Source organism: Bradyrhizobium barranii subsp. apii (genome assembly GCF_011516635.5).
Classification (GTDB): domain Bacteria; phylum Pseudomonadota; class Alphaproteobacteria; order Rhizobiales; family Xanthobacteraceae; genus Bradyrhizobium; species Bradyrhizobium barranii.
Genome location: NZ_CP096255.1, coordinates 8465552 through 8485295 on the forward strand (window position 1 = coordinate 8465552; position 19744 = coordinate 8485295).

The following is a 19744-nucleotide window of genomic DNA, read 5'->3' on the forward strand; positions in this document are numbered from 1 at the left end:
CACGCCCCCATTTCAGATCACTGCCGAAAGAAATGCCTTGGTGCGCTCCTCGCGCGGCGCACCCAATACGTCCGAGGCGCGCCCCTGCTCGACGATCGCGCCCTGGTCCATGTAGACGACGCGGTCGGCGACCTCGCGCGCGAAGCCGAGCTCGTGCGTCACCACCATCATGGTCATGCCGCTCTTCGCCAGCTCCTTCATGACCGCGAGAACCTCGCCGACGAGTTCCGGATCGAGCGCGCTAGTCGGCTCGTCGAATAGCATCAGCATCGGCTTCATGGCGAGCGCACGCGCAATCGCCACGCGCTGCTGCTGGCCGCCGGAGAGCTGCGCGGGATACCAGTCCGCCTTGGCGGACAATCCGACGCGCCGGAGCAGTTCGAGCGCCTCCGCGCGCACCTCGTCGGACTTGCGCCCCTGCACCTGAAGTGGACCTTCGGTGATATTCTCCAGCGCGGTCTTGTGCGGAAACAGGTTGAAGCGCTGGAACACCATGCCGGTCTTGAGCCGCTGCCGCCCGATCTCCCGCTCGCTGAGACGGTAGAGCTTGCCGCTTTGCTCGCGCACGCCAAGCAGCTCGCCGTCGAGCCAGATGCCGCCGGCATCGATCGCGGCAAGCTGGTTGATGCAACGGAGCAGCGTGGTCTTGCCGGAGCCGGAGGCGCCGATCAAACACATCACCTCGCCGGGCCAGACGTCGAGCGAGACGCTTCTGAGAGCCTGGAACTCGCCAAAGCTCTTGCTGACGGAGCGGATCGCGACGAGGGGTTTTGTCATCGCGCCAGCCGCAATGTGCCGCGGGCAAAACGGCGTTCGAGCAACATCTGGAGCGGCGTCAGGATCGAAACCACGAGCAGGTACCAGAGCCCGGCAACGATCAGCAGCTCGATCACGCGGGAATTGGCGTAGTAGATGTTTTCGGCGTTGTGCAGCAGTTCCGGATACTGGATGACGCTCGCGAGCGAGGTCGCCTTCACCATGCCGATGAACTCGTTGCCGAGCGGCGGGATCACGACGCGCATCGCCTGCGGCAGGATGATCCGGCGCAGGGCGCGCAGCCGCCCCATGCCGATCGCCTGCGCCGCCTCGTATTGCCCGATGTCGACCGACAGCATGCCGGCGCGCATCACCTCGGACGTATAGGCACCCTGATTGATGCCGAGCCCGAGCAGCGCGGCGAGGAACGGCGTCATGACGTCGACCGCGCGCGCAGACCACAGGCCGGGAATGCCGATGGTCGGAAACACCAGCGCGAGGTTGAACCACAACAGCAGTTGCAGGATCAGCGGCGTGCCACGGAACAGCCAAGTGTAGCCCGCCGCGACCGTCTTCAGCACCGGATTGGGCGACAGCCGCATGACCGCGACGACGACGCCGAGGACAATGCCGAGCGCCATCGCCAGCACCGCCATCACCATCGTGTTGACGATGCCTTCGAGAATGACTTTTGCGGTCAGGAAGCGGCTGACATAGGACCATTCGATCTGACCGTTCGCAAACGCGCGCACAATCGCCGCCAGCACCAGCACGATCAGGGCCGCGCTGAACCAGCGAAACCAGTGCGGCTCGCGCGCGATCTGCATCCCCGACAAGTCAGGAAAACCCTCCGCGAGTGCCGGCACCGGCTTCATTGCGGTGCCGCATTCAGCATGGGCTGGGCCACCGCGTTGGCCCCTAGGCCCCATTTGTCGAGGACGGCCTTGTAGGCGCCGTCGGCGATCATCGCCGTGAGCTTCTCCGTGACCACTTCGCGCAAGGCTGCATCATCCTTGCGGAACATGATGCCCTGGTAGCCCTTGGCGAAGGGCTCGCCGACGACGCGATATTTGCCGGGCTCCTGCGTCTGCGCGTAAGGCAGCGTCTCGCTGCCCTGCACGGCGGCGTCGATGCGGCCCTGCTTGAGCTGATTGCGGACGTCGATCGAGTTCTCGCCGGGGACGTACTGAATCGCCGGCTTGCCGGCCGGCTCGCAGTTCTGCTTGCTCCACTTCTCGATCTCGACCGGGAAGCTGGTGCTGCGGGTGGTGCCGACCTTCTTGCCGCAGAGATCCGTCGCGTCCTTGGCCGCATTGTCCGCCATCACGAAGAACTGCGGGCCGGTCGCGAGGTAGTCGACGAAATCGGCGGTCTCGCGCCGCGAGGCGCGGTCGGAGATGCCGGAGATGATAAAGTCCGCGCGCCTGGTCTGGAGCGACGGGATCAACTCGGCGAACGGCGTCTCGCTCCAGACGATCTTGACGCCAAGCCGCTTGGCAAGTTCGTTGGCCAGATCGACGTCGAGCCCGACGAGTTCGTTGGTGGCGGGATCGCGGTACTCCATCGGCGCGTAGGTGGAGTTGACCGTGAGTTTTAGCACGCCAGCCTGCTTGATCTCCGCCGGAAGCTCCGCCGCTTGCGCCGACGTTACGGTAGCCAGTACTGCGAGACCGAGAGAGAGCGAGAGGCGTATCATGTCAGCTCCTTTGCCAACGTTTTGCTTTGAGTCCTTTGCCAGCGCCGTGCCAGTCAGTCCGCGTCGAGAACGGCCGGCTCGATGACGCCGGCGCGTTCGGTGATCACCCTGTATTGCTCCGGCCGCCGGTGGGCGGCGAAATTGAACATCTTGTCCTTGCCCTGGCGGCAGAGATCGAGATCGATGTCGGCGACGATCACCTCGTCGGCCAAAGTCTGGGTCTGCGCGACGATGCGGCCGTTGGGATCGACGATGCAGGAGCCGCCGATCAGCCCGGAGCCGTCCTCCTCGCCCGCCTTCGCCACCGAGATCGCCCAGGTCGCGTTCATGTAGGCGTTGGCCTGCGTCACCAGCGTCGAGTGGAAGGTGCGCAAGGACGCGTCTTCAGTGACGCCGCCATTGGGGTCATAGGCCGCCGAATTGTAGCCGATGCAGACGAGTTCAACGCCTTGCAGGCCGAGCACGCGCCAGGATTCCGGCCACCGGCGATCGTTGCAGATCATCATGCCCATGATCGCATGGGCCCAGGCCGATCCGGCGCGGAAGGCGGGGAAGCCGAGGTCGCCATATTCGAAATAGCGCTTCTCGAGCTGCTGGTAGCGCGCGCCTTCGCGCGGCTCGACCGAGCCCGGCAGATGCACCTTGCGATAGCGGCCGAGGATCTCGCCGTCGCGATCGACCAGGATCGCGCAATTGTAGCGGCGGCCGTCCGGCGTCAGCTCGGCATAGCCGACATAGAAGCCGACGCGCAGCGCGCGCGCACGGTCGAACAGCTTTGCCACGGCCGGGTTCGGCATGCCGCGCTCGAAATAGTGGTCGAGCGCGGCGCCTTCGAGCAGCCAGCGCGGGAAGAAGGTGGTGAAGGCAAGCTCGGGAAACACCACGAGGCTGGCGCCGCGGCCGGCGGCCTCCTCCAGCATGTCGAGCATTCGCGCCAGCGTATGCTCGCGCGTATCGGCTTTTTGCGTCGGCCCCATCTGTGCGGCGGCGGCGCGAAGGACACGAACCAAGATTGCCTCCAATATGTGCGCAGTGCTACCTCAATGGGCGAATGAACCCTTTGATGCGACGTGCAAATCCGCGACCATTACGCGGAAGCGGGGCTGCAAAATCAATTCGTTCTGCTATGATGTTTTGGCCCAGAGTATAATCGGCAGTGATATGAACCTGCGTCAGCTCGAGATTCTGCGTGCCGTCATCCGCCACCGCACCACGGTGGCGGCGGCGGACGAACTGGCGCTGTCGCAGCCCGCGGTCAGCAACGCGCTGAAGACGATGGAGGCGCAGGCGGGCTTTGCGCTGTTCGAGCGCGTCAACAACCGGCTGTTTCCGACCGCGGAGGCGATGGCGCTTTACAAGGAGAGCGAAGCGATCTTCGCGCTGCACGCCAAGCTCGAGAACCGCGTCCGCGATCTGCGCGAGAACCGCTCCGGGCATCTCGCGCTCGTCGCGACGCCGCCGCTGGCCTACAGCATCATCCCGTCGGCGCTATCAAGCTTCCTTCGCCGCCGCCCGGAGACGCGGGTGTTCTTCGACGTGCGGCGCTATGAGGGCATCATCGAGGGGGTGCTCAGCCGCGTCGCCGAGCTCGGTTTCGCGCTGGGGCTGACGCATCATCCCGGCATCGCGCATGAGGTGGTGCACACCGGCGAGATGGTCTGCGTGCTGCCGCCGCGGCATCCGCTTGCCGACAAGCCGGTGATCTCGGCCGCCGATCTGTCCGGCATGCCCTTCATCGGGCTCGAGCGCGGTACGCGCCTCGGTGAGGCCGTGCGCGACAGCTTTGCCCGCGCCGGTGCGCCGTTCCAGCCGACCGTCGAGGTCCGCTACTGCAACACGGCTTGCGTGCTCGCCGCCGCCGGCGTCGGCGCCGCCGTGGTCGATCCGTTCTCGCCCCGGCAGAACGGCGGCAGCGGCCTCGTGGTGCGGCCGTTCACGCCTACGACGCACGCCGTCGCCTATATGCTATGGTCGGAAGCCGAGCCGCTGTCGCGCCTGGCCAAAGCGTTTCTCAACGAGGTCCGGAAAGAGAGCGCACTGCTGGCACGCACAGCGCCACACCAGCAACATGGGGCAGAAAGCGACTGAGCTTCGCAACCTTTTGACCCGGGGGGCACATGGCACGCATCACCATCATCGAGACCGGACAGGTCCCGCAGAAATACCGCGAGCAGCACGGCTCGTTTCCCGACATGTTCGAGCGCATGGTCCGCGCCGAGGACCCGACCGCCACGGTGGACGTCGTCAGCATTCCCAATGGCGATGCGCTGCCCGACCCGAGCAAGCTCGAGGCCGTGCTGATCACCGGTGCTGCCGCCGGCGTCTATGACGGGCTCGACTGGATCGCGCCGCTGGAAGATTTCGTGCGCACGGCTTACGCCAACAGGACGCCGATGGTCGGTGTCTGCTTCGGCCATCAGCTGATCGCGCAGGCGCTCGGCGGCACCGTGCAGAAGTCGGAGAAGGGCTGGGGCATCGGCCGCCACGTCTATCAGGTGCTGCCGGAGAACGGCGTCGTCGACGGCAAAGCGGTTGCGATCGCCGCCTCGCATCAGGACCAGGTGGTCGAGCCGCCCGGCGATGCGCTGACGATCCTCTCGTCCGAATTCACCCCGCATGCCGGCCTGCTCTACGCCAACGGCACCACGCTGACCGTGCAGCCGCATCCGGAATTCGACGTGGAGTTTGCGCAAGTGTGCTGCGAGCTCCGCGACGGCAAGGCGCCGGAGGATGTCGTTGCGACCGCGAGGGAGTCGCTGGCGGAGCCGATGGACAACGCGAAGCTGGGTGGGGCGATTACGAGGTTTCTGGCGCGGCGCGCGGCGCCTTAATTCAAGGTCCTCGCCACGCGCACCTCTTCCCTTCTCCCCTTGTGGGAGAAGGTGGCGCGAAGCGCCGGATGAGGGGTTGCCTCCGCGATTTCTGAAGTCAGAGAGTCGTGCGAGGAGAGAAACCCCTCACCCGTCTCGCCGCTGCGCGGCGAGCCACCCTCTCCCACAGGGGGAGAGGGTGCAGCGTGCTCGCTGCACTATCTCGCAAGTCTCAGAACGGATCCGTCCCCAGCCCCGGCACATCCGCCGGCCGCGGTCCCGGCGCCGGCCAGTGAAACCGGCGGTCCTTCTCGGCAATCGCGATATCGTTGATCGACGCCTCGCGGCGCCGCATCAGCCCGTGCTCGTCGAACTCCCACTGCTCGTTGCCGTAGGAGCGATACCACTGGCCGCCCGCATCGTGCCATTCGTACTGGAAGCGCACCGCGATGTGGTTGCCGTCGAAGGCCCAGAGGTCCTTGATCAGGCGATACTCCTGCTCCTTCTCCCATTTGCGGGTGAGGAACGCGACGATGGCCTCCCGGCCCTGAAAGACCTCGGAGCGGTTGCGCCAGCGGCTGTCCTCGGTATAGGCGAGCGAGACTTTCACCGGATCGCGCGAATTCCACGCGTCCTCGGCCATGCGCGCCTTTTGCGCGGCGGTCTCACGGGTGAAGGGTGGAAGCGGCGGGCGCGACATGGTGGCCTCATCGGTTTGGTCCGGGCCGCAATTTATCGCTGCAATTGCTGGAGTCGATAGGCCATCACCTATCGGCCGATCACTTATCGGGCGATCAGGAAATCAGATCGGCCTTCATCAGGGCGCGGATCGATTTCGGGATCGGCTGAGCGCGGCCGCCGCTGATGAAGGCGACGCGCACCTCGGCTTTCACCAGCACGTCCTCGGCCCGCCGCACCTCCTGCGCCAGCATGATGGAGGCGCCCTTCACCGCAACCGGCCACGTCACGACGTCGAGCACGTCGTCCATCCGCGCGGGCTTCAGAAAGTCCAGATGCATCGAGCGCACCACGAAGGCAAAGCCCGCGCCCTCCGTTTCGACCTGGTCGAACAGCGCCTGCTGCTCGGCCCCCATCAACCGCAGATGATTGGTGCGCCCGCGCTCCATGTAGCGGAGATAATTGGCGTGATAGACGATGCCGGAGAAGTCCGTGTCCTCGTAGTAGACGCGGACCTGCATGTGATGGCGGCCGTCGCGGATCTCGCCGTCGAGATGGGCTGTCACGTCGCGAGCCTCTTCGCTTTTTGCAACCGGCCCGTTTTGCGCAAAAACAGCCGGCCGCGCAAGCGCAGGTTATGCCACGGCCGGCGTCCTTCCCAGCGTCACTTCGACGATTTCCGGCGGCACGCCGACGCGGACCGGCATGATGCTGCAGCCGAGGCCGCCGGAGACGATGACGTCGCATTTCAGCCGGAAATGACCATAGGCGAGCCGTACGCCGTGCTGAGCCGAGACAGCCGGCGACCAGCCGAACAGGCGGATCTGGCCGCCATGGGTATGGCCGGACAGTTGCAGCGCGACGCGCGCCGGTACGCGCGGCGCGATATTTGGCTCATGCGCGAGCAGGATGACCGGCGCATCGTCGGTGACCTTCGCCAGCGTGCCCGCGAGATCGTCGGCGCCAAGCCGGTGCGCGCGGCCATAGCGCTTCGCGGGATAGTAGGCGAGCTGATCGCCGAGGCCCGCGAGCAGAAGGAGCGTCCGTCCTTGGTGAGACGCACGACGTCGTTCTCGTAGACAGGAATGCCGGCCGCCTCCAGCGCGCGATGGGCGGCTGTCGGCCCCTGCCCGGCCTGCTGCACGGCCCCGTCCACCCAATAGTCGTGATTGCCCATGACGGCATGGACGCCGAGCGGTGCCTTGAGGCCCGCGAGCACCTTGGCCCATTCGCTCGACGGAATGATGCGCGTGACCTGGTGAACACCCGCGACATAGTCGCCGAGCAGCACGATGACATCGGCGTTGAGCGCATTGGTGCGATCGACGATGCCCTCGATCCGCTCCAGCGACATCCAGGGATCGCAGGCATGAATGTCGGTGACGATGGCGATCTTGAGCGGAAAATCCGCCGGCCATTGCCGCGGGGTCGGGTGATAACGGGTGACGCGGAGCCCCAGCGGCTCGATGCCGACGCCATAGGCCGCGGTCGAGACGCCGAGCGCGGACAGGCCGCCGATGGAACGGATGAGATGACGACGCGTGATCATGGAAGCCCGATGGTGATGCAGCCCTTTGATGCGGTCCGATTGAAGCAGAATTTGGGTCCGCTTGTGCAGACGGTCTGCATAAAGGTTACCGGGAGTTCATGACGATAGCTGCACCCGGCATATGCGCTAGATCAGTCGTCGCTCTCGTCCGTGCCGAACAGGCCGAACTGTGCCGCGGCATCGCGCGAGGGCTCGGCGATGCCGAGATGGCGGAAGGCGTGCGAGGTGAGCAGGCGGCCGCGCGGGGTGCGCTGGAGATAGCCGCACTGAATGAGATAAGGCTCGATGATGTCCTCGATCGCATCGCGCGGCTCGGACAGCGCGGCAGCCATCGTCTCGACGCCGACCGGGCCGCCACCATAGTTCTGCGCGATGGTGGTGAGATAGCGGCGGTCCATGGCGTCAAGGCCGGCGGCGTCGACCTCGAGCGCGCTCAGCGCATGATCGGCGATCTTGCGCTCGATCGAGGCGGCATCGGCGGCGGAGGCGAAATCGCGCACGCGCCGCAACAGGCGGCCGGCGATGCGCGGCGTACCGCGGGCGCGGCGCGCGATCTCGTTGGCACCGTCGGCGCTCATGCCGACATTGAGCACGCGCGCGCCGCGGGTGACGATGCTTTCCAGCTCTTCGATGGTGTAAAAATTGAGCCGGACCGGGATGCCGAAGCGGTCGCGCAAGGGATTGGTGAGGAGGCCGGCGCGCGTGGTAGCGCCGACGAGCGTGAATTTAGACAGCTCGATCTTCACCGAGCGTGCCGCCGGGCCCTCGCCGATGATCAGGTCGAGTTGAAAGTCCTCCATCGCGGGATAGAGCACTTCTTCCACCGCCGGGCTCAGGCGATGGATCTCGTCGATGAAGAGCACGTCGCGCTCTTCGAGATTGGTGAGGAGCGCGGCGAGATCGCCGGCCTTGGCGATCACGGGCCCCGAGGTGGCGCGAAAGCCGACGCCGAGCTCCTTGGCGACGATCTGCGCCAGCGTGGTCTTGCCGAGACCGGGGGGGCCTACGAACAGCACGTGATCAAGCGCCTCGCCACGCTTGCGTGCCGCCTCGATGAAGATCGAGAGGTTCTTGCGCGCCTGCTGCTGGCCGACGAAGTCGGACAGCGATTGCGGACGTAGCGCGGTGTCGCCGACGTCATCGGAGCGGCGCTCGGGCGTGACGATGCGTGGGGGAGTGGTCATGCGGGCAGGATAACACGATGCAGCGGTTTCGCGAGCCACCAGCACAGGCTGGCCGGAATGACGGCGACGACGGCGAGCATCGCCGAAAGCTTCAGCGCCTCGGGCGCGGAACGGACACTCGGCACGATCACCGCCGAGGTTTCGGAGGGCACGACGAACATGCCAACCATGACGAAGCCGGCCGCGCCCAGCGCCGCGGCGAGCCACGCCATCCAGATCATGTTGAGATCGGCGTAGACCGCCGCCAACGCAAATATCAGGCCGGCGACGACTGCAGGAAGGAACGAGGCGAGAATCGTGACAATGGCCAACAGCACGACCGCGATCGAAACCAGGGCACGCAGTGCTTCCAGTTCGAGGAACACGAGAAACATCTGCAGCACCGCGGCGCCGAGCGCCGTTACCGTCACAGCAACCAACGCGGCGGTCGTCAGCGGCCCGACAATGGAGAAAATCACGACGATACCGGCCACGCGCGAAAGGCGACGAAACAGGGCGGCGACGGGATTGGCGTGGGCCGCGCTCACTTCGACAGCTCCTTCAGGCCTAGCCGGATGAGTTGCGCGGTCTCGGCGCTCTCGCCCGCGCTGCGCGATGCGGATGCAATAGCAGCAGCCGCCTGCGGCTGGCCGTAACCGAGATTGACCAGCGCCGAGATCGCATCTGCCACCGGGCGCGGCGCGCGCTGGTCGTCAACGGCACCGGCGAGATGGACGACGGCCGGATCGACATTGGCGAAGGCCGGCGCCTTGTCCTTCAATTCGGTGACGATGCGCTCGGCGACCTTGGGGCCGACGCCGGGCGTGCGCGCCACCGCGGCCTTGTCGCGCAGCGCGATGGCGTTGGCGAGATCGGAAGGCGCCAGCGTGCCGAGCACGGCGAGCGCGACCTTGGCGCCGACGCCCTGCACGGTCTGGAGCAGGCGAAACCATTCGCGCTCCTGGTCGGTGCGGAAGCCGAACAGTTTGATCTGATCCTCGCGGACGTAAGTCTCGATCGACAGCACGGCGGCCTCGCCGGGCGAGGGTAGATGCTGCAGCGTGCGGGCCGAGCAATGCACCTGATAGCCAACGCCGCCGACGTCGAGGAGCACATAATCCTCGCCGTAGGAATCGATCAGGCCCTTGAGCTTGCCGATCATAAGCCCGCCACCTTCAGCCTGAGCGCCGTGCTTTGGCGGTGATGGGCGTGGGTAATGGCGATGGCGAGCGCGTCGGCGGCGTCCGCTGACGGCGGCTCGGCTTTCGGCAGCAAAATCTTCAGCATCATCGCGATCTGGTGCTTGTCGGCGTGACCGGCGCCGACCACCGTCTTCTTGACCTGGTTCGGCGCGTATTCGGCGACAGTAATGCCGAACATCGCGGGCGCCAGCATGGCGACACCGCGGGCCTGGCCGAGCTTCAGCGTCGCGACGCCGTCCTTGTTCACAAAGGTCTGCTCGACTGCGGCCTCCATCGGCTTGTGACCGGACAGGACGGCGGCAAGTCCCTCATGGATCGCGAGCAGCCGGCTCGCCAGCGGCAAATCGTCCGGCGGTTCCACCGAGCCGCAGGCGACGTAGATCAAACGATTGCCCTCGGCCTCGATCACGCCCCAGCCGGTGCGGCGCAGGCCGGGGTCGATGCCGATGATGCGAACGGGGCCGCGAATCGGGAGCGCAGTCATGGGCCAGTGATAGCGGCTGGCTGCGGTGGGGGAAACAGAAACAGAACGGAAGTAACAGGGGAAGTGGGGTGTCGCGATTGGGTGCCCGCGATGACGATCACAAGACACGCGGTCATACCCCGCGAAAGCGGGGTATCCAGTACGCCGCGGCTTCTCCGTTTCCCTCAGACGTCTCTGGAATACTGGGTCGCCCGGTCAAGCCGGGCGACGACAGCGGAATTTGGGGCTGGCGGCCTCAGCCGCCCATCTTCGCCAACAGCGCGTCCGACACCTCGAAATTGGCGTAGACGTGCTGGACGTCGTCGTGCTCGTTGAGCAGGTCCATCAGCTTCAAGAGCTTCTCGCCGGTCTCGTCGTCGACCGCGACCGTATTCTGCGGCTTCCAGATCAGCGCGGCCTTGCGCGGCTCGCCGAACTTGGCTTCCAGCGCCTTGGCGACGTCGCGATAGCCTTCGGTCGAGGCGTAGATCTCGTGTCCGCCTTCGCCCGAGACCACGTCGTCGGCGCCGGCCTCGATCGCGGCATCCAGCACCGCGTCGTCGGAGGCGACGCTGCGGTCGTATTCGATGATGCCGGTGCGGTCGAACATGAAGGAGACCGAGCCGGTTTCGCCGAGATTGCCGCCCGACTTGGTGAAGAAGGAGCGGATGTCGGAGGCGGCGCGGTTGCGGTTGTCGGTCAGCGCCTCGACGATGACGGCGACGCCGCCGGGGCCGTAACCCTCGTAGCGGATCTCGTCATAGTTCTCGCCCTCATTGCCGAGCGCCTTCTTGACGGCGCGCTCGATATTGTCCTTCGGCATGTTCTCCTGGCGCGCCGCGATGATGGCGGCGCGCAGGCGCGGGTTCATGTTGGGATCGGGCGTGCCCAGCTTGGCCGCGACGGTGATTTCCCGCGCCAGCTTGCCGAACAGCTTCGACTTCTGGGCATCCTGCCGCCCCTTGCGGTGCATGATGTTCTTGAATTGGGAATGTCCGGCCATGCGTGTCTCGTCAGGAATCGTGCGCCAAAGGTGAGCGTGGGAAGCGCGGCCTTATAGGCCGCCAACCCACCGGAATGAAAGAGGCTCTACGACTTTAAGGTAATACCGTAGTGGCCCGTGCCTAGGAGTCAGGCACCGTTAACCCTGATTTCATTCTGGCTTGCGAAAATAGCAACCGCCCGTTCCCCGACAAGAGTGACCTGATGGCGTTCGCATTGTTTCGGAAGCGTCTGCCCGACTTGTCCACGCCCGTGGCACCCCCACAGGCCGCGCCGTCGCCGGCCGATCCCGCGCCCGCCCTGTCGGCCGAGGGCGATTCCGCCAGGGAAATCCTGGAACTGCTGGAACTCGAGCTCGGCGCCATGATCCGCCAGCTCGAGCGCGCCGCCAATTCGGTGGCCGGCGGCGCGGAGGCGACCGCGGCAACGCTCGCGGATATTCGCGGGCGCACCGACGCCCTCACCGGCCGCACCAATGCGGCGCAATCGACCGCCTCCACCTTCGCCCACGCCGCCGACAAGTTCACCCAGTCCGCCCAAGGCATCGGCGCGCAGGTGCGCGAGGCCGGCAAGCTCGCCGACGAAGCCAGCGCTGCGGCGCAGGAAGCCCGCGCCAATGTCGACCGCCTGCGCGAATCCTCCGCCGCCATCGGCAATGTCGTCAATCTGATTGCGCAGATTGCGCGGCAGACGACGCTGCTCGCGCTCAACTCGACCATCGAGGCCGCGCGTGCGGGCGCGGCCGGCAAGGGCTTTGCGGTCGTCGCCACCGAAGTGAAGGCGCTCGCGGTGCAGACCCAGGGCGCGACGGAGGAGATCACCAGGAAGATCGACGCGCTTCAGCGCGACGCCGCCGGCTCGGCCGACGCCGTGCACCGCATCGCGCAGGCGATCGAGGCGATCCGCCCCGTGTTCGACACCGTGAACGGCGCGGTCGCCGAGCAGAATGCCACCACCAGCGAGGTCTCCGGCAACGCGGCAAGCGCGTCGCAGTTCATCATCTCGGTCGGCGAGAGCGCCGCCGAGATCGATGCCGCGACCAAGGCGGCCGAGACCCACGGCGAGAACGTCGCCAGCGCCGGCAGGGCCGTCACCACCTTCGCGCGGAAGCTGAAATCGCGCTGCGCGGTGCTGCTCCGCCAGAGCGAGCACGACGACCGCCGCAAGACCGAGCGGCTGCCCTGCCATCTCAAGTTCGAAACCGCGCGGGGCGTGTTGCAGGTCTACGAGATCGCGATGGACGGCGTGCTGATCGGCGGCGCGGATGCGGCGAAGCTTGCCACGCAGGCCATCGTCGACGGCACCCTCGAAGGGGTCGGCGCCTGCCGCCTGCGCGTGATCGAGCAGTCCAAGACCGGCGCCCGCGCGCAGTTCGTCAGCCCCAACGCCGATCTCAACGAGAAGATCGAAGACAGGCTCTGGTCGATCCACGAGGAGAACACCGAGTTCGTCACTCGCGCCATGGAAGCCGGCACGGCGCTGACCCGGATCTTCGAGCAGGCGGTTGCACGCGGCGAGGTCAGGATCGACGACCTCTTCGACACCGACTATGCGGAAATCGCCGGCACCAATCCGCAGCAATACCGCACCAGATATTTGGACTGGGCCGACCGCGCGCTGCCGCCGTTCCAGGAAGCCTTTCTCGCCAAGGAACCGCGCATGGCGTTCTGCGCCATGGTCGACCGCAACGGCTTCCTGCCGGTGCACAACAAGATCTATTCGCATCCGCAGCGGCCGGGCGACGCCGCCTGGAACACTGCCAACAGCCGCAACCGGCGGATCTTCAACGATCCGGCGGGGCTCGCCGCCGCCCGCAACCTGCGCTCGTACCTGGTCCAGAGCTATGCCCGCGACATGGGCAACGGCAACACCGTGATGATGCGCGAGATCGACGTTCCGATCCGCGTCCAGGGCCGGCACTGGGGCGGATTCCGCACGGCTTACAAGCTGTAGTGCACACTCAGGCAAGACGCCGGCCGCGAATCATCCTTTAAGGCTGGAATTGGAATGGGAATGCCGCGGAGAGCCGGCGAACGGCTCTGACTGGAGGACTCTCAAAACATGTCCGTCGCACAACTGGCAGTCCTGGACACCGGCTCCAACCGGACACTTGCCGAACGTCTGATCGACCAGCTCGCCGACCGCATCGGCGGCCTCGGGGTCGAGCTCGCCGACATCGCCGGCAACGTCCAGGAAGTCGCAAACCGCGTCGCGAACCAGTCCGAACGGTTCCATCACCTCCAGGAGACGGCCGAGACGATGGTCTCGGCCAATCACGATATCGCCAACGCATCGCAGGCGGTGCAATCGACCGCATCGGCGGCGGTCGGCGAGATCGCGCAGTCGCGCGGCGCGGTCGACACCGCGGTCAGCCACATCTCCGAGCTCGTCGCAGCCGTGGAGCGGATCGAGGCGCGCCTGAGCGCGGTCGGCTCGGCGCTGGCGCAGGTGGCAAAAGTGTCCGGCTCGATCGAGGCGATCGCCAAGCAGACCAATTTGCTCGCGCTCAACGCCACCATCGAAGCGGCCCGCGCCGGCAATGCCGGCCGCGGTTTTGCGGTGGTGGCAAGCGAGGTCAAGAATCTCGCGGAGGCTACCCGTGCGGCCACGCATCAGATCTCTGACACCGTGCGCGATCTCGACGGCCAGATCGAAGGCCTGATCGGCGAGAGCAGCGACGCCTCGCAACGCGCCAAGACCGCCGGCGAAGGCGCCCAGCAGATCTCCGGCATCATCTCGCGGGTCCAGCAGGGCTTTGCCTCGGTGGAAGCGGAGATCGACAGCGTCACGCGCGCCGCGACTTCCAATCTCGGCCATTGCGACACGGTCATCAGCGAGCTCAACGAGCTCGCCAAGGGCGTCGACCTGTCCTCGCGCGATCTCAAGAACGCCGATCAGCGCGTGACAAAACTGCTCGACACGTCCGAAGCGCTGATCGCGATGATCGCCGACAGCGGCGTGGAGACATCGGATGCGCCGCTGATCCGCGTCGTCGTCGAGACCGCAAAGCGGATATCGGACGAGTTCGAGGCCGCAATCGAGCGCGGCGAGATCACGCTCGACCAGCTCATGGACGAGAACTACCGGGAAATCCCCGGCACCGATCCCAAGCAGTACAAGACCAGCTACGTCGACTTCACCGACCGCGTGCTGCCCACCATCCAGGACCCGATCCAGAAGTCCGATTCCCGCATCGTGTTCTGCGTCGCCTGGGCCAAGGGCGGCTATCTGCCGACCCACAACCCGAACTACCGCCTGCCGCAGGGCAAGGATCCCGTCTGGAACAACGCCAATTGCCGCAACCGCCGCCTGTTCAGCGACCGCGCGGTGAAGAAGGTCGCGGCCAACACAAAACCGTTCCTGCTCCAGACCTATCGCCGCGACATGGGCGGCGGACAGTTCGTGCTGATGAAGGACCTGTCCTCGCCGATCGTGATCCGCGGCAAGCACTGGGGCGCCTTCCGGATGGGTTTTCGGCAGAGCTGACGCCCGCCGCGACGGCCGCGCCTGGCGTCCCTGAATCAAAAATCTGGAAAACAACCCCATGCACAGTAGGCGGGGCGTTGGGGAATCAATGGCTTGGATGCCTGATGAAGAGACTCACCTAGTGCGCCGACGAAGGTGCGTTCCCTCCCCCCTTGCGGGGGAGGGCTAGGGAGAGGGGTAGCTCAGGAAAAGGTACCGGTTTTTGGCGAGGCATCGGGCCTGCGTGTGAGCGACTCGAAAGAGTCCCCGTGTAGCACCCCTCTCCCTGCCCCTCCCCCGCAAGGGGGGAGGGAACGGAGAGAGCTGTGCCTTGCCGTCCGCCGAGCCTGATCGGACTTCAACTCATCACGCTGCACGCGTTGAATGTAGCCATTGCTCCGTCGGGCAAAATAGGCGCATAATGCCATTATTCCGAAATTTTCACTCTCCCCTTCGCTTCTCCCCTTGTGGGAGAAGGTGGCGCGAAGCGCTGGATGAGGGGTCTCTATCGGCGGGCAAAGCTGCTTCGGAATGAGAGGATCATACGCGGAGACAGACCCCTCACCCGAGTGAGTCTGCGTCTACCGGTGTCGCTGCCCTCTCCCACAAGGGGAGAGGGCACAACAATGAGCCGTTGCAATTGATCCCGTGCCCGCGCTCGCCACGGCCCGACTTTCCCAATCGCACGAATTTCGTCATCGCATGAATTTCCGCATTCGCACGATCATCTGCGGCAATCAACGATGCGTGCGACGAAAATGCGTCACAACATGACGATTATCATATCAATTAGCCCAATTCCGCTGCAGCGATCGCCGCACAAATTCGTGAACGTCATGGCCTGAGGCGTCGGCAGCGCAAATATGCATCGCCGGAAATTCTGGCGCTTCATCGCTTCGCATCAGTATGATTATTGTCGCGCACGAATTCGCCGACTAGATCGCCGCAAGCGATCAAGCGAGCAAGGGGATGCTTATGGCAACAACTCTCACCATCAACGGCGAAACCAAATCGTTCGACGCGCCGCCGGAAATGCCGCTGCTGTGGGTGCTGCGCGACATCCTCGGAATGACGGGCACGAAATTCGGCTGCGGCATCGCGCAATGCGGTGCCTGCACGGTGCATGTGGACGGCAAGGCCGTGCGCTCCTGCGTCCTGCCGGTCAGCGCGGTTGCGAACCGCGCCATCACCACCATCGAACATGTCGGCAATACGCCCGCAGGCGCGAAGGTGCAGAAAGCCTGGCTCGATCTCGAGGTGGTCCAGTGCGGCTATTGCCAGTCCGGCCAGATCATGGCGGCCGCCGCGCTACTGGCAACCACCTCTCATCCGGATGATTCCGACATCGACGCCGCGATGGCCGGCAACATCTGCCGCTGCGGCACCTATGTCCGCATCCGCGAGGCCATCAAGCAGGCCGCCAACGGCCGTCAGTCGTGAGGTCCGCCATGAACGCACACAACAGCCTCTCCCGCCGAACGCTTCTGACCGGCGGTGTGGCGACCGGTTTCCTGCTCGCCTTTCACCTGCCCCTACGGGCCGCCGTCAACGAGCCGGAGCAGCCGAAGGATACGACCGACGGCAAGTTCGCGCCCAACGCCTTCATCCGTATCGACGAGACCGGCCAGACCACGCTGATCATGCCGCAGGTGGAGATGGGTCAGGGCATCTACACCTCGATCTCGATGGTTCTGGCCGAAGAGCTCGACGCCGATTGGGCAAAGGTCGGGGTGTTGCACGCGCCGCCAAACGACAAGTTCTACGCCAATCCCGCCTTCGGACTGCAGGCGACGGGTGGTTCGACGTCGATCCGCGCCTGGTGGAAGCCGCTACGCGAAGCGGGTGCCAGCGCGCGCGCGATGCTGGTGCAGGCCGCCGCCGCGCAATGGCAGGTCGAGCCCGCGAGTTGCACGACGTCCAAGGGCGAAGTCATCCATGCGGCAAGCGGCCGCAAGCTCGGCTATGGTGAGCTCGCGCTGGCGGCACAGAGCCAGACACCGCCGAAGGATGTCCCGGTCAAGGACCCCAAGGACTTCGTCCTCATAGGCCAACCGCTGAAGCGGCTGGATACACCGGACAAGGTCAACGGCAAAGTCGTCTACGGCATCGACGCGATCCTGCCCAACATGAAGATTGCCGCGATCGCCAATTGCCCGGTGTTCGGCGGCAAGGTCGGCAAGGTCGATGACAGCGCAGCGATGAAAGTCGCCGGCGTGCGCAAGGTCGTCGTGCTCGACGACGCCGTCGCCGTGATCGGCGATCACATGTGGGCTGCCAAGGGTCTCGAAGCGCTCAAGATCGAGTGGAACGAAGGACCGAACGCCAAGATCTCGACCAAGGACATCTGGGAGGATTTACGCAAGGCCAGCGAGAAGGATGGCGCGATCGCGAAATCCGTCGGCGACATCGCCAAGGGGCTTGCCAGCGGAGACAAGTTCGAGGCGAGCTTCGAACTGCCGTTCCTCGCGCATGCCTCGATGGAGCCGATCAACGCCACCGTTCACGTCAGGCCGGATGCCTGCGAGATCTGGACCGGCACACAAATCATGACGCGCGTGCAGTCGGAGGCGGCGAAGGCCGCCGGCCTTCCCGTCGAGAAGGTGATCGTCAACCAGCACCTGCTCGGCGGCGGTTTCGGCCGCAAGCTCGAACCCGACATGGTGGTTGCGGCGGTCAAGATCGCCAAGCAGGTCGACTATCCCGTCAAGGTGATATGGACCCGCGAGGAGGACATCCAGCACGACGTCTACCGCCCGGTCTATCGCGACCAGGTCAATGCGACCCTGGTCGACGGCAAGGTGGCGGCCTGGAAGTACAAGATCGCAGGTTCTGCGGTGATTGCCCGCTGGCTGCCGCCAGCGTTCCAGAAGGGCGTCGATATCGACGCGGTCGACGCCGCCGTGGAGACGCCCTACGACTTTCCCAACTTCCACGTCGAATATGTCCGTGCCGAGCCACCGGCTGTGCCGACCGGCTTCTGGCGCGGTGTCGGCCCGAACAACAATGTGTTCGCGTTCGAATGCGCGCTGGACGAACTTGCGCGCAAGGCCGGCAAGGATCCGGTCGAATTCCGAAGGTCGATGCTGACCAAGACTCCGCGTGCGCTCGCGGTGCTCAACCTTGCCGCGGAGAAATCCGGCTGGGGCCAACCGCTGCCGGCCCGCGTTGGCCGTGGCGTCTGCCTGCAGCCATCGTTTGCGAGCTTCCTCGCAACTGTTGTGGAAGCCGAGATCGACGACATCGGCGAGATCACGCTGCGCCGCATCACCTCGGTGGTCGACACCGGCATCGCGGTCAACCCCGATACGATCAAGGCGCAGATCGAGGGCGGGCTGATCTTCGGCCTCACCGCTGCGCTCTATGGCGAGATCACCATCGACAAGGGCCGCGTGCAGCAATCGAACTTCCACGACTACCGCATGATGCGCATCAACGAGACGCCGAAGATCGAGGTCATCGTCGTCAAGAGCGGCGAAGCGCCCGGCGGCATCGGCGAAGCCGGCGTCAACGCCGGACCACCGGCCCTGCGCAACGCGATCTACGCCGCAACCGGCGTGGCGCTGCGGCGCCTGCCGATCGACCGGAAACTTCTGGCTGCGGGGAAGAAGGCATGAGCGGCAAGATGCGTATCCTCACAAGCCTGGTCGTGATCGCCATCGTCGTGGCGGCGCTCGGCGTCTGGATCATCCGTGGGCCCGGTCCGCTCGACTTCGCCGGCGGCACCAAAGTGGCGCTGGCCGATTATCGCGCAGGCAAGCCGACCGGCGTGCCGGCAAAGCTGGAGAAGGCAAGCCTGGTCGAGCGCGGCGAGTATCTCGCGAAGGCCGCCGACTGCATGGTCTGCCACACCAAGCCCGGCGAGAAGGAATATTCCGGTGGGCTCGGCTTCAAGCTGCCGTTCGGCACGCTCTATTCGACCAACATCACGCCGGACAAGGACACCGGCATCGGCAATTACAGCGACCAGGATTTCCTCAACGCGGTCCAGCGCGGCACGCGTCATGACGGCGCGCGGCTCTATCCGGCCATGCCCTACACGTCCTACACCTACATGACGGACGAGGACGTGCTGGCGGTGAAGGCCTATCTGTTCAGCCTGCCGGCAGTGCGCGCGAAAGCGCCCGACAACACGCTGTCGTTCCCGTTCAACCAGCGCTGGGCGATGATCTTCTGGTCGGCCGTGTTCAATCCGGACACGCGCTTCACGCCGGATACCTCGAAGAGCCCGGAGTGGAACAGAGGTGCGTATCTCGCCGAAGCGCTGGCGCATTGCGGCGAGTGCCACACGCCGCGCAATCTCGGCTTTGCGCTCGACAACCGCAAGAAGTTCGGCGGCGCGATCACGGCCGGCTGGCGCGCTTTCAACATCTCCTCCGACAAGGCCACCGGCCTCGGCAATTGGCGCGACGAGGACCTGATCTCGTATCTCTCGCTCGGCCACGCGCCGGGCCACGGCTCGGCCTCGGGTCCGATGGGCGAAGCGGTCGATCGCAGCTTCAGCCAGTTCGCTCCCGAAGACATCCGCGCGGTCGTCGCCTATCTGCGCAGCGTGCCGCCGGTGGCCTCGCCCGACCTGCCTGCCACCACGGCGCCGGCCGCGCCCGCCTCGCACAAGGACGGCGTCACGGCCGACGCACGCGGCAAGATGGTGTTCGCCAGCGCCTGCGCCAGCTGCCACGGCTGGAGCGGCGAGAGCCCGGTCTCGCCGATGGCGACGCTGACCGGCACCTGGGCCGTCAACGACCCCGCCGCCACCAACGTCGCGCAGATCGTGCTGTCAGGCACCAAGCGGCATACGCCGGATGGCGCTCTCTCGATGCCGGCATTCGGCGATGCGTATAGCGACGACGAGATCGCGGCGGTGGCGAACTACGTCACGGCACGGTTCGGCACGAAGGGCTCGAAGCTGACGGCGAAGGATGTTGCGGAGCTGCGGGAGCAGACGGCGGAGTAGTCGTCC

At 65.6% G+C, this 19744-nt stretch carries 18 protein-coding genes and 1 pseudogene; 7 read left to right on the forward strand and 12 right to left on the reverse strand.

Translation table 11 applies throughout. The annotated features are described in order from the left end of the window. Window positions 1-12 precede the first annotated feature (12 nt). The 4 genes from HAP41_RS40605 to HAP41_RS40620 are packed head-to-tail and all read right to left on the reverse strand — an operon-like array spanning window position 13 to window position 3429. Entirely contained in the window at window positions 13-777 is a 765-nt protein-coding gene (locus HAP41_RS40605; RefSeq protein ID WP_166079964.1) for an amino acid ABC transporter ATP-binding protein, read from the reverse strand. Next, window positions 774-1631, reverse strand: a complete 858-nt coding sequence (locus tag HAP41_RS40610; RefSeq protein WP_166079963.1) for an amino acid ABC transporter permease — start codon at window positions 1629-1631, stop codon at window positions 774-776. Before HAP41_RS40610 ends, HAP41_RS40605 begins: the two co-directional genes overlap by 4 nt. Continuing rightward, complete coding sequence (locus tag HAP41_RS40615) at window positions 1628-2452, reverse strand: ABC transporter substrate-binding protein (RefSeq protein ID WP_166079962.1); 825 nt, start codon at window positions 2450-2452, stop codon at window positions 1628-1630. The genes HAP41_RS40610 and HAP41_RS40615 overlap by 4 nt, the downstream gene beginning before the upstream one ends. Window positions 2453-2505: 53 nt before the next feature. Beyond that, entirely contained in the window at window positions 2506-3429 is a 924-nt protein-coding gene (locus HAP41_RS40620) for an N-carbamoyl-D-amino-acid hydrolase (protein WP_248577253.1), read from the reverse strand. Between the two features lie 184 nt (window positions 3430-3613). Here HAP41_RS40620 and HAP41_RS40625 point away from each other — a divergent pair, with 184 nt between their 5' ends. Further along, the gene (locus tag HAP41_RS40625; RefSeq protein WP_166079960.1) at window positions 3614-4540 is read left to right on the forward strand and encodes a LysR family transcriptional regulator; all 927 of its coding nucleotides are present in this window, start codon (window positions 3614-3616) and stop codon (window positions 4538-4540) included. A 29-nt stretch (window positions 4541-4569) separates the two neighbouring features. Further along, the gene (locus HAP41_RS40630) at window positions 4570-5283 is read left to right on the forward strand and encodes a type 1 glutamine amidotransferase (protein WP_166079959.1); all 714 of its coding nucleotides are present in this window, start codon (window positions 4570-4572) and stop codon (window positions 5281-5283) included. A gap of 211 nt (window positions 5284-5494) precedes the next feature. Here the strand turns inward: HAP41_RS40630 and HAP41_RS40635 are convergent, their stop codons facing one another. From HAP41_RS40635 to HAP41_RS40670, 8 genes and pseudogenes are all read right to left on the reverse strand, one after another. Further along, window positions 5495-5962: a nuclear transport factor 2 family protein gene (locus HAP41_RS40635; protein ID WP_166079958.1), complete on the reverse strand. Its 468-nt coding sequence runs from the start codon at window positions 5960-5962 to the stop codon at window positions 5495-5497. A 94-nt stretch (window positions 5963-6056) separates the two neighbouring features. Continuing rightward, a complete protein-coding gene (gene ybgC, locus HAP41_RS40640; RefSeq protein WP_084794960.1) occupies window positions 6057-6506 on the reverse strand; it encodes a tol-pal system-associated acyl-CoA thioesterase in 450 nt (149 codons plus the stop codon). 69 nt (window positions 6507-6575) lie between these two features. Continuing rightward, a pseudogene (locus HAP41_RS40645) lies at window positions 6576-7489 on the reverse strand (metallophosphoesterase). Window positions 7490-7620: 131 nt separating this feature from the next. Next, window positions 7621-8673, reverse strand: a complete 1053-nt coding sequence (ruvB, locus tag HAP41_RS40650; protein ID WP_166079957.1) for a Holliday junction branch migration DNA helicase RuvB — start codon at window positions 8671-8673, stop codon at window positions 7621-7623. Beyond that, window positions 8670-9200 carry a hypothetical protein gene (locus tag HAP41_RS40655; protein WP_166079956.1) on the reverse strand — a complete coding sequence of 177 codons (531 nt, stop codon included), beginning with the start codon at window positions 9198-9200 and terminating at the stop codon, window positions 8670-8672. The genes ruvB and HAP41_RS40655 overlap by 4 nt, the downstream gene beginning before the upstream one ends. After that, window positions 9197-9814, reverse strand: coding sequence for a Holliday junction branch migration protein RuvA (gene ruvA, locus HAP41_RS40660; protein WP_063981036.1), 618 nt, complete (start codon window positions 9812-9814; stop codon window positions 9197-9199). The genes HAP41_RS40655 and ruvA overlap by 4 nt, the downstream gene beginning before the upstream one ends. Beyond that, a complete protein-coding gene (gene ruvC, locus HAP41_RS40665) occupies window positions 9811-10338 on the reverse strand; it encodes a crossover junction endodeoxyribonuclease RuvC (protein ID WP_039156321.1) in 528 nt (175 codons plus the stop codon). The genes ruvA and ruvC overlap by 4 nt, the downstream gene beginning before the upstream one ends. Before the next feature lie 235 nt (window positions 10339-10573). Further along, window positions 10574-11320 carry a YebC/PmpR family DNA-binding transcriptional regulator gene (locus HAP41_RS40670; RefSeq protein WP_166079955.1) on the reverse strand — a complete coding sequence of 249 codons (747 nt, stop codon included), beginning with the start codon at window positions 11318-11320 and terminating at the stop codon, window positions 10574-10576. Window positions 11321-11523: 203 nt separating this feature from the next. Between HAP41_RS40670 and HAP41_RS40675 the strand changes: the two genes are divergently transcribed. The 5 genes from HAP41_RS40675 (at window position 11524) to HAP41_RS40695 (ending at window position 19738) form a co-directional block, all read left to right on the forward strand. Beyond that, window positions 11524-13272 carry a methyl-accepting chemotaxis protein gene (locus tag HAP41_RS40675; RefSeq protein ID WP_166079954.1) on the forward strand — a complete coding sequence of 583 codons (1749 nt, stop codon included), beginning with the start codon at window positions 11524-11526 and terminating at the stop codon, window positions 13270-13272. Window positions 13273-13380: 108 nt separating this feature from the next. After that, window positions 13381-14805 carry a methyl-accepting chemotaxis protein gene (locus tag HAP41_RS40680; RefSeq protein WP_166079949.1) on the forward strand — a complete coding sequence of 475 codons (1425 nt, stop codon included), beginning with the start codon at window positions 13381-13383 and terminating at the stop codon, window positions 14803-14805. Between the two features lie 954 nt (window positions 14806-15759). Beyond that, window positions 15760-16224 carry a (2Fe-2S)-binding protein gene (locus tag HAP41_RS40685; protein ID WP_175617995.1) on the forward strand — a complete coding sequence of 155 codons (465 nt, stop codon included), beginning with the start codon at window positions 15760-15762 and terminating at the stop codon, window positions 16222-16224. Window positions 16225-16232: 8 nt separating this feature from the next. After that, window positions 16233-18398, forward strand: a complete 2166-nt coding sequence (locus tag HAP41_RS40690) for a xanthine dehydrogenase family protein molybdopterin-binding subunit (protein ID WP_166079939.1) — start codon at window positions 16233-16235, stop codon at window positions 18396-18398. Further along, window positions 18395-19738, forward strand: coding sequence for a c-type cytochrome (locus tag HAP41_RS40695; RefSeq protein WP_166079920.1), 1344 nt, complete (start codon window positions 18395-18397; stop codon window positions 19736-19738). Before HAP41_RS40690 ends, HAP41_RS40695 begins: the two co-directional genes overlap by 4 nt. The last annotated feature ends 6 nt before the right edge of the window (window positions 19739-19744 follow it).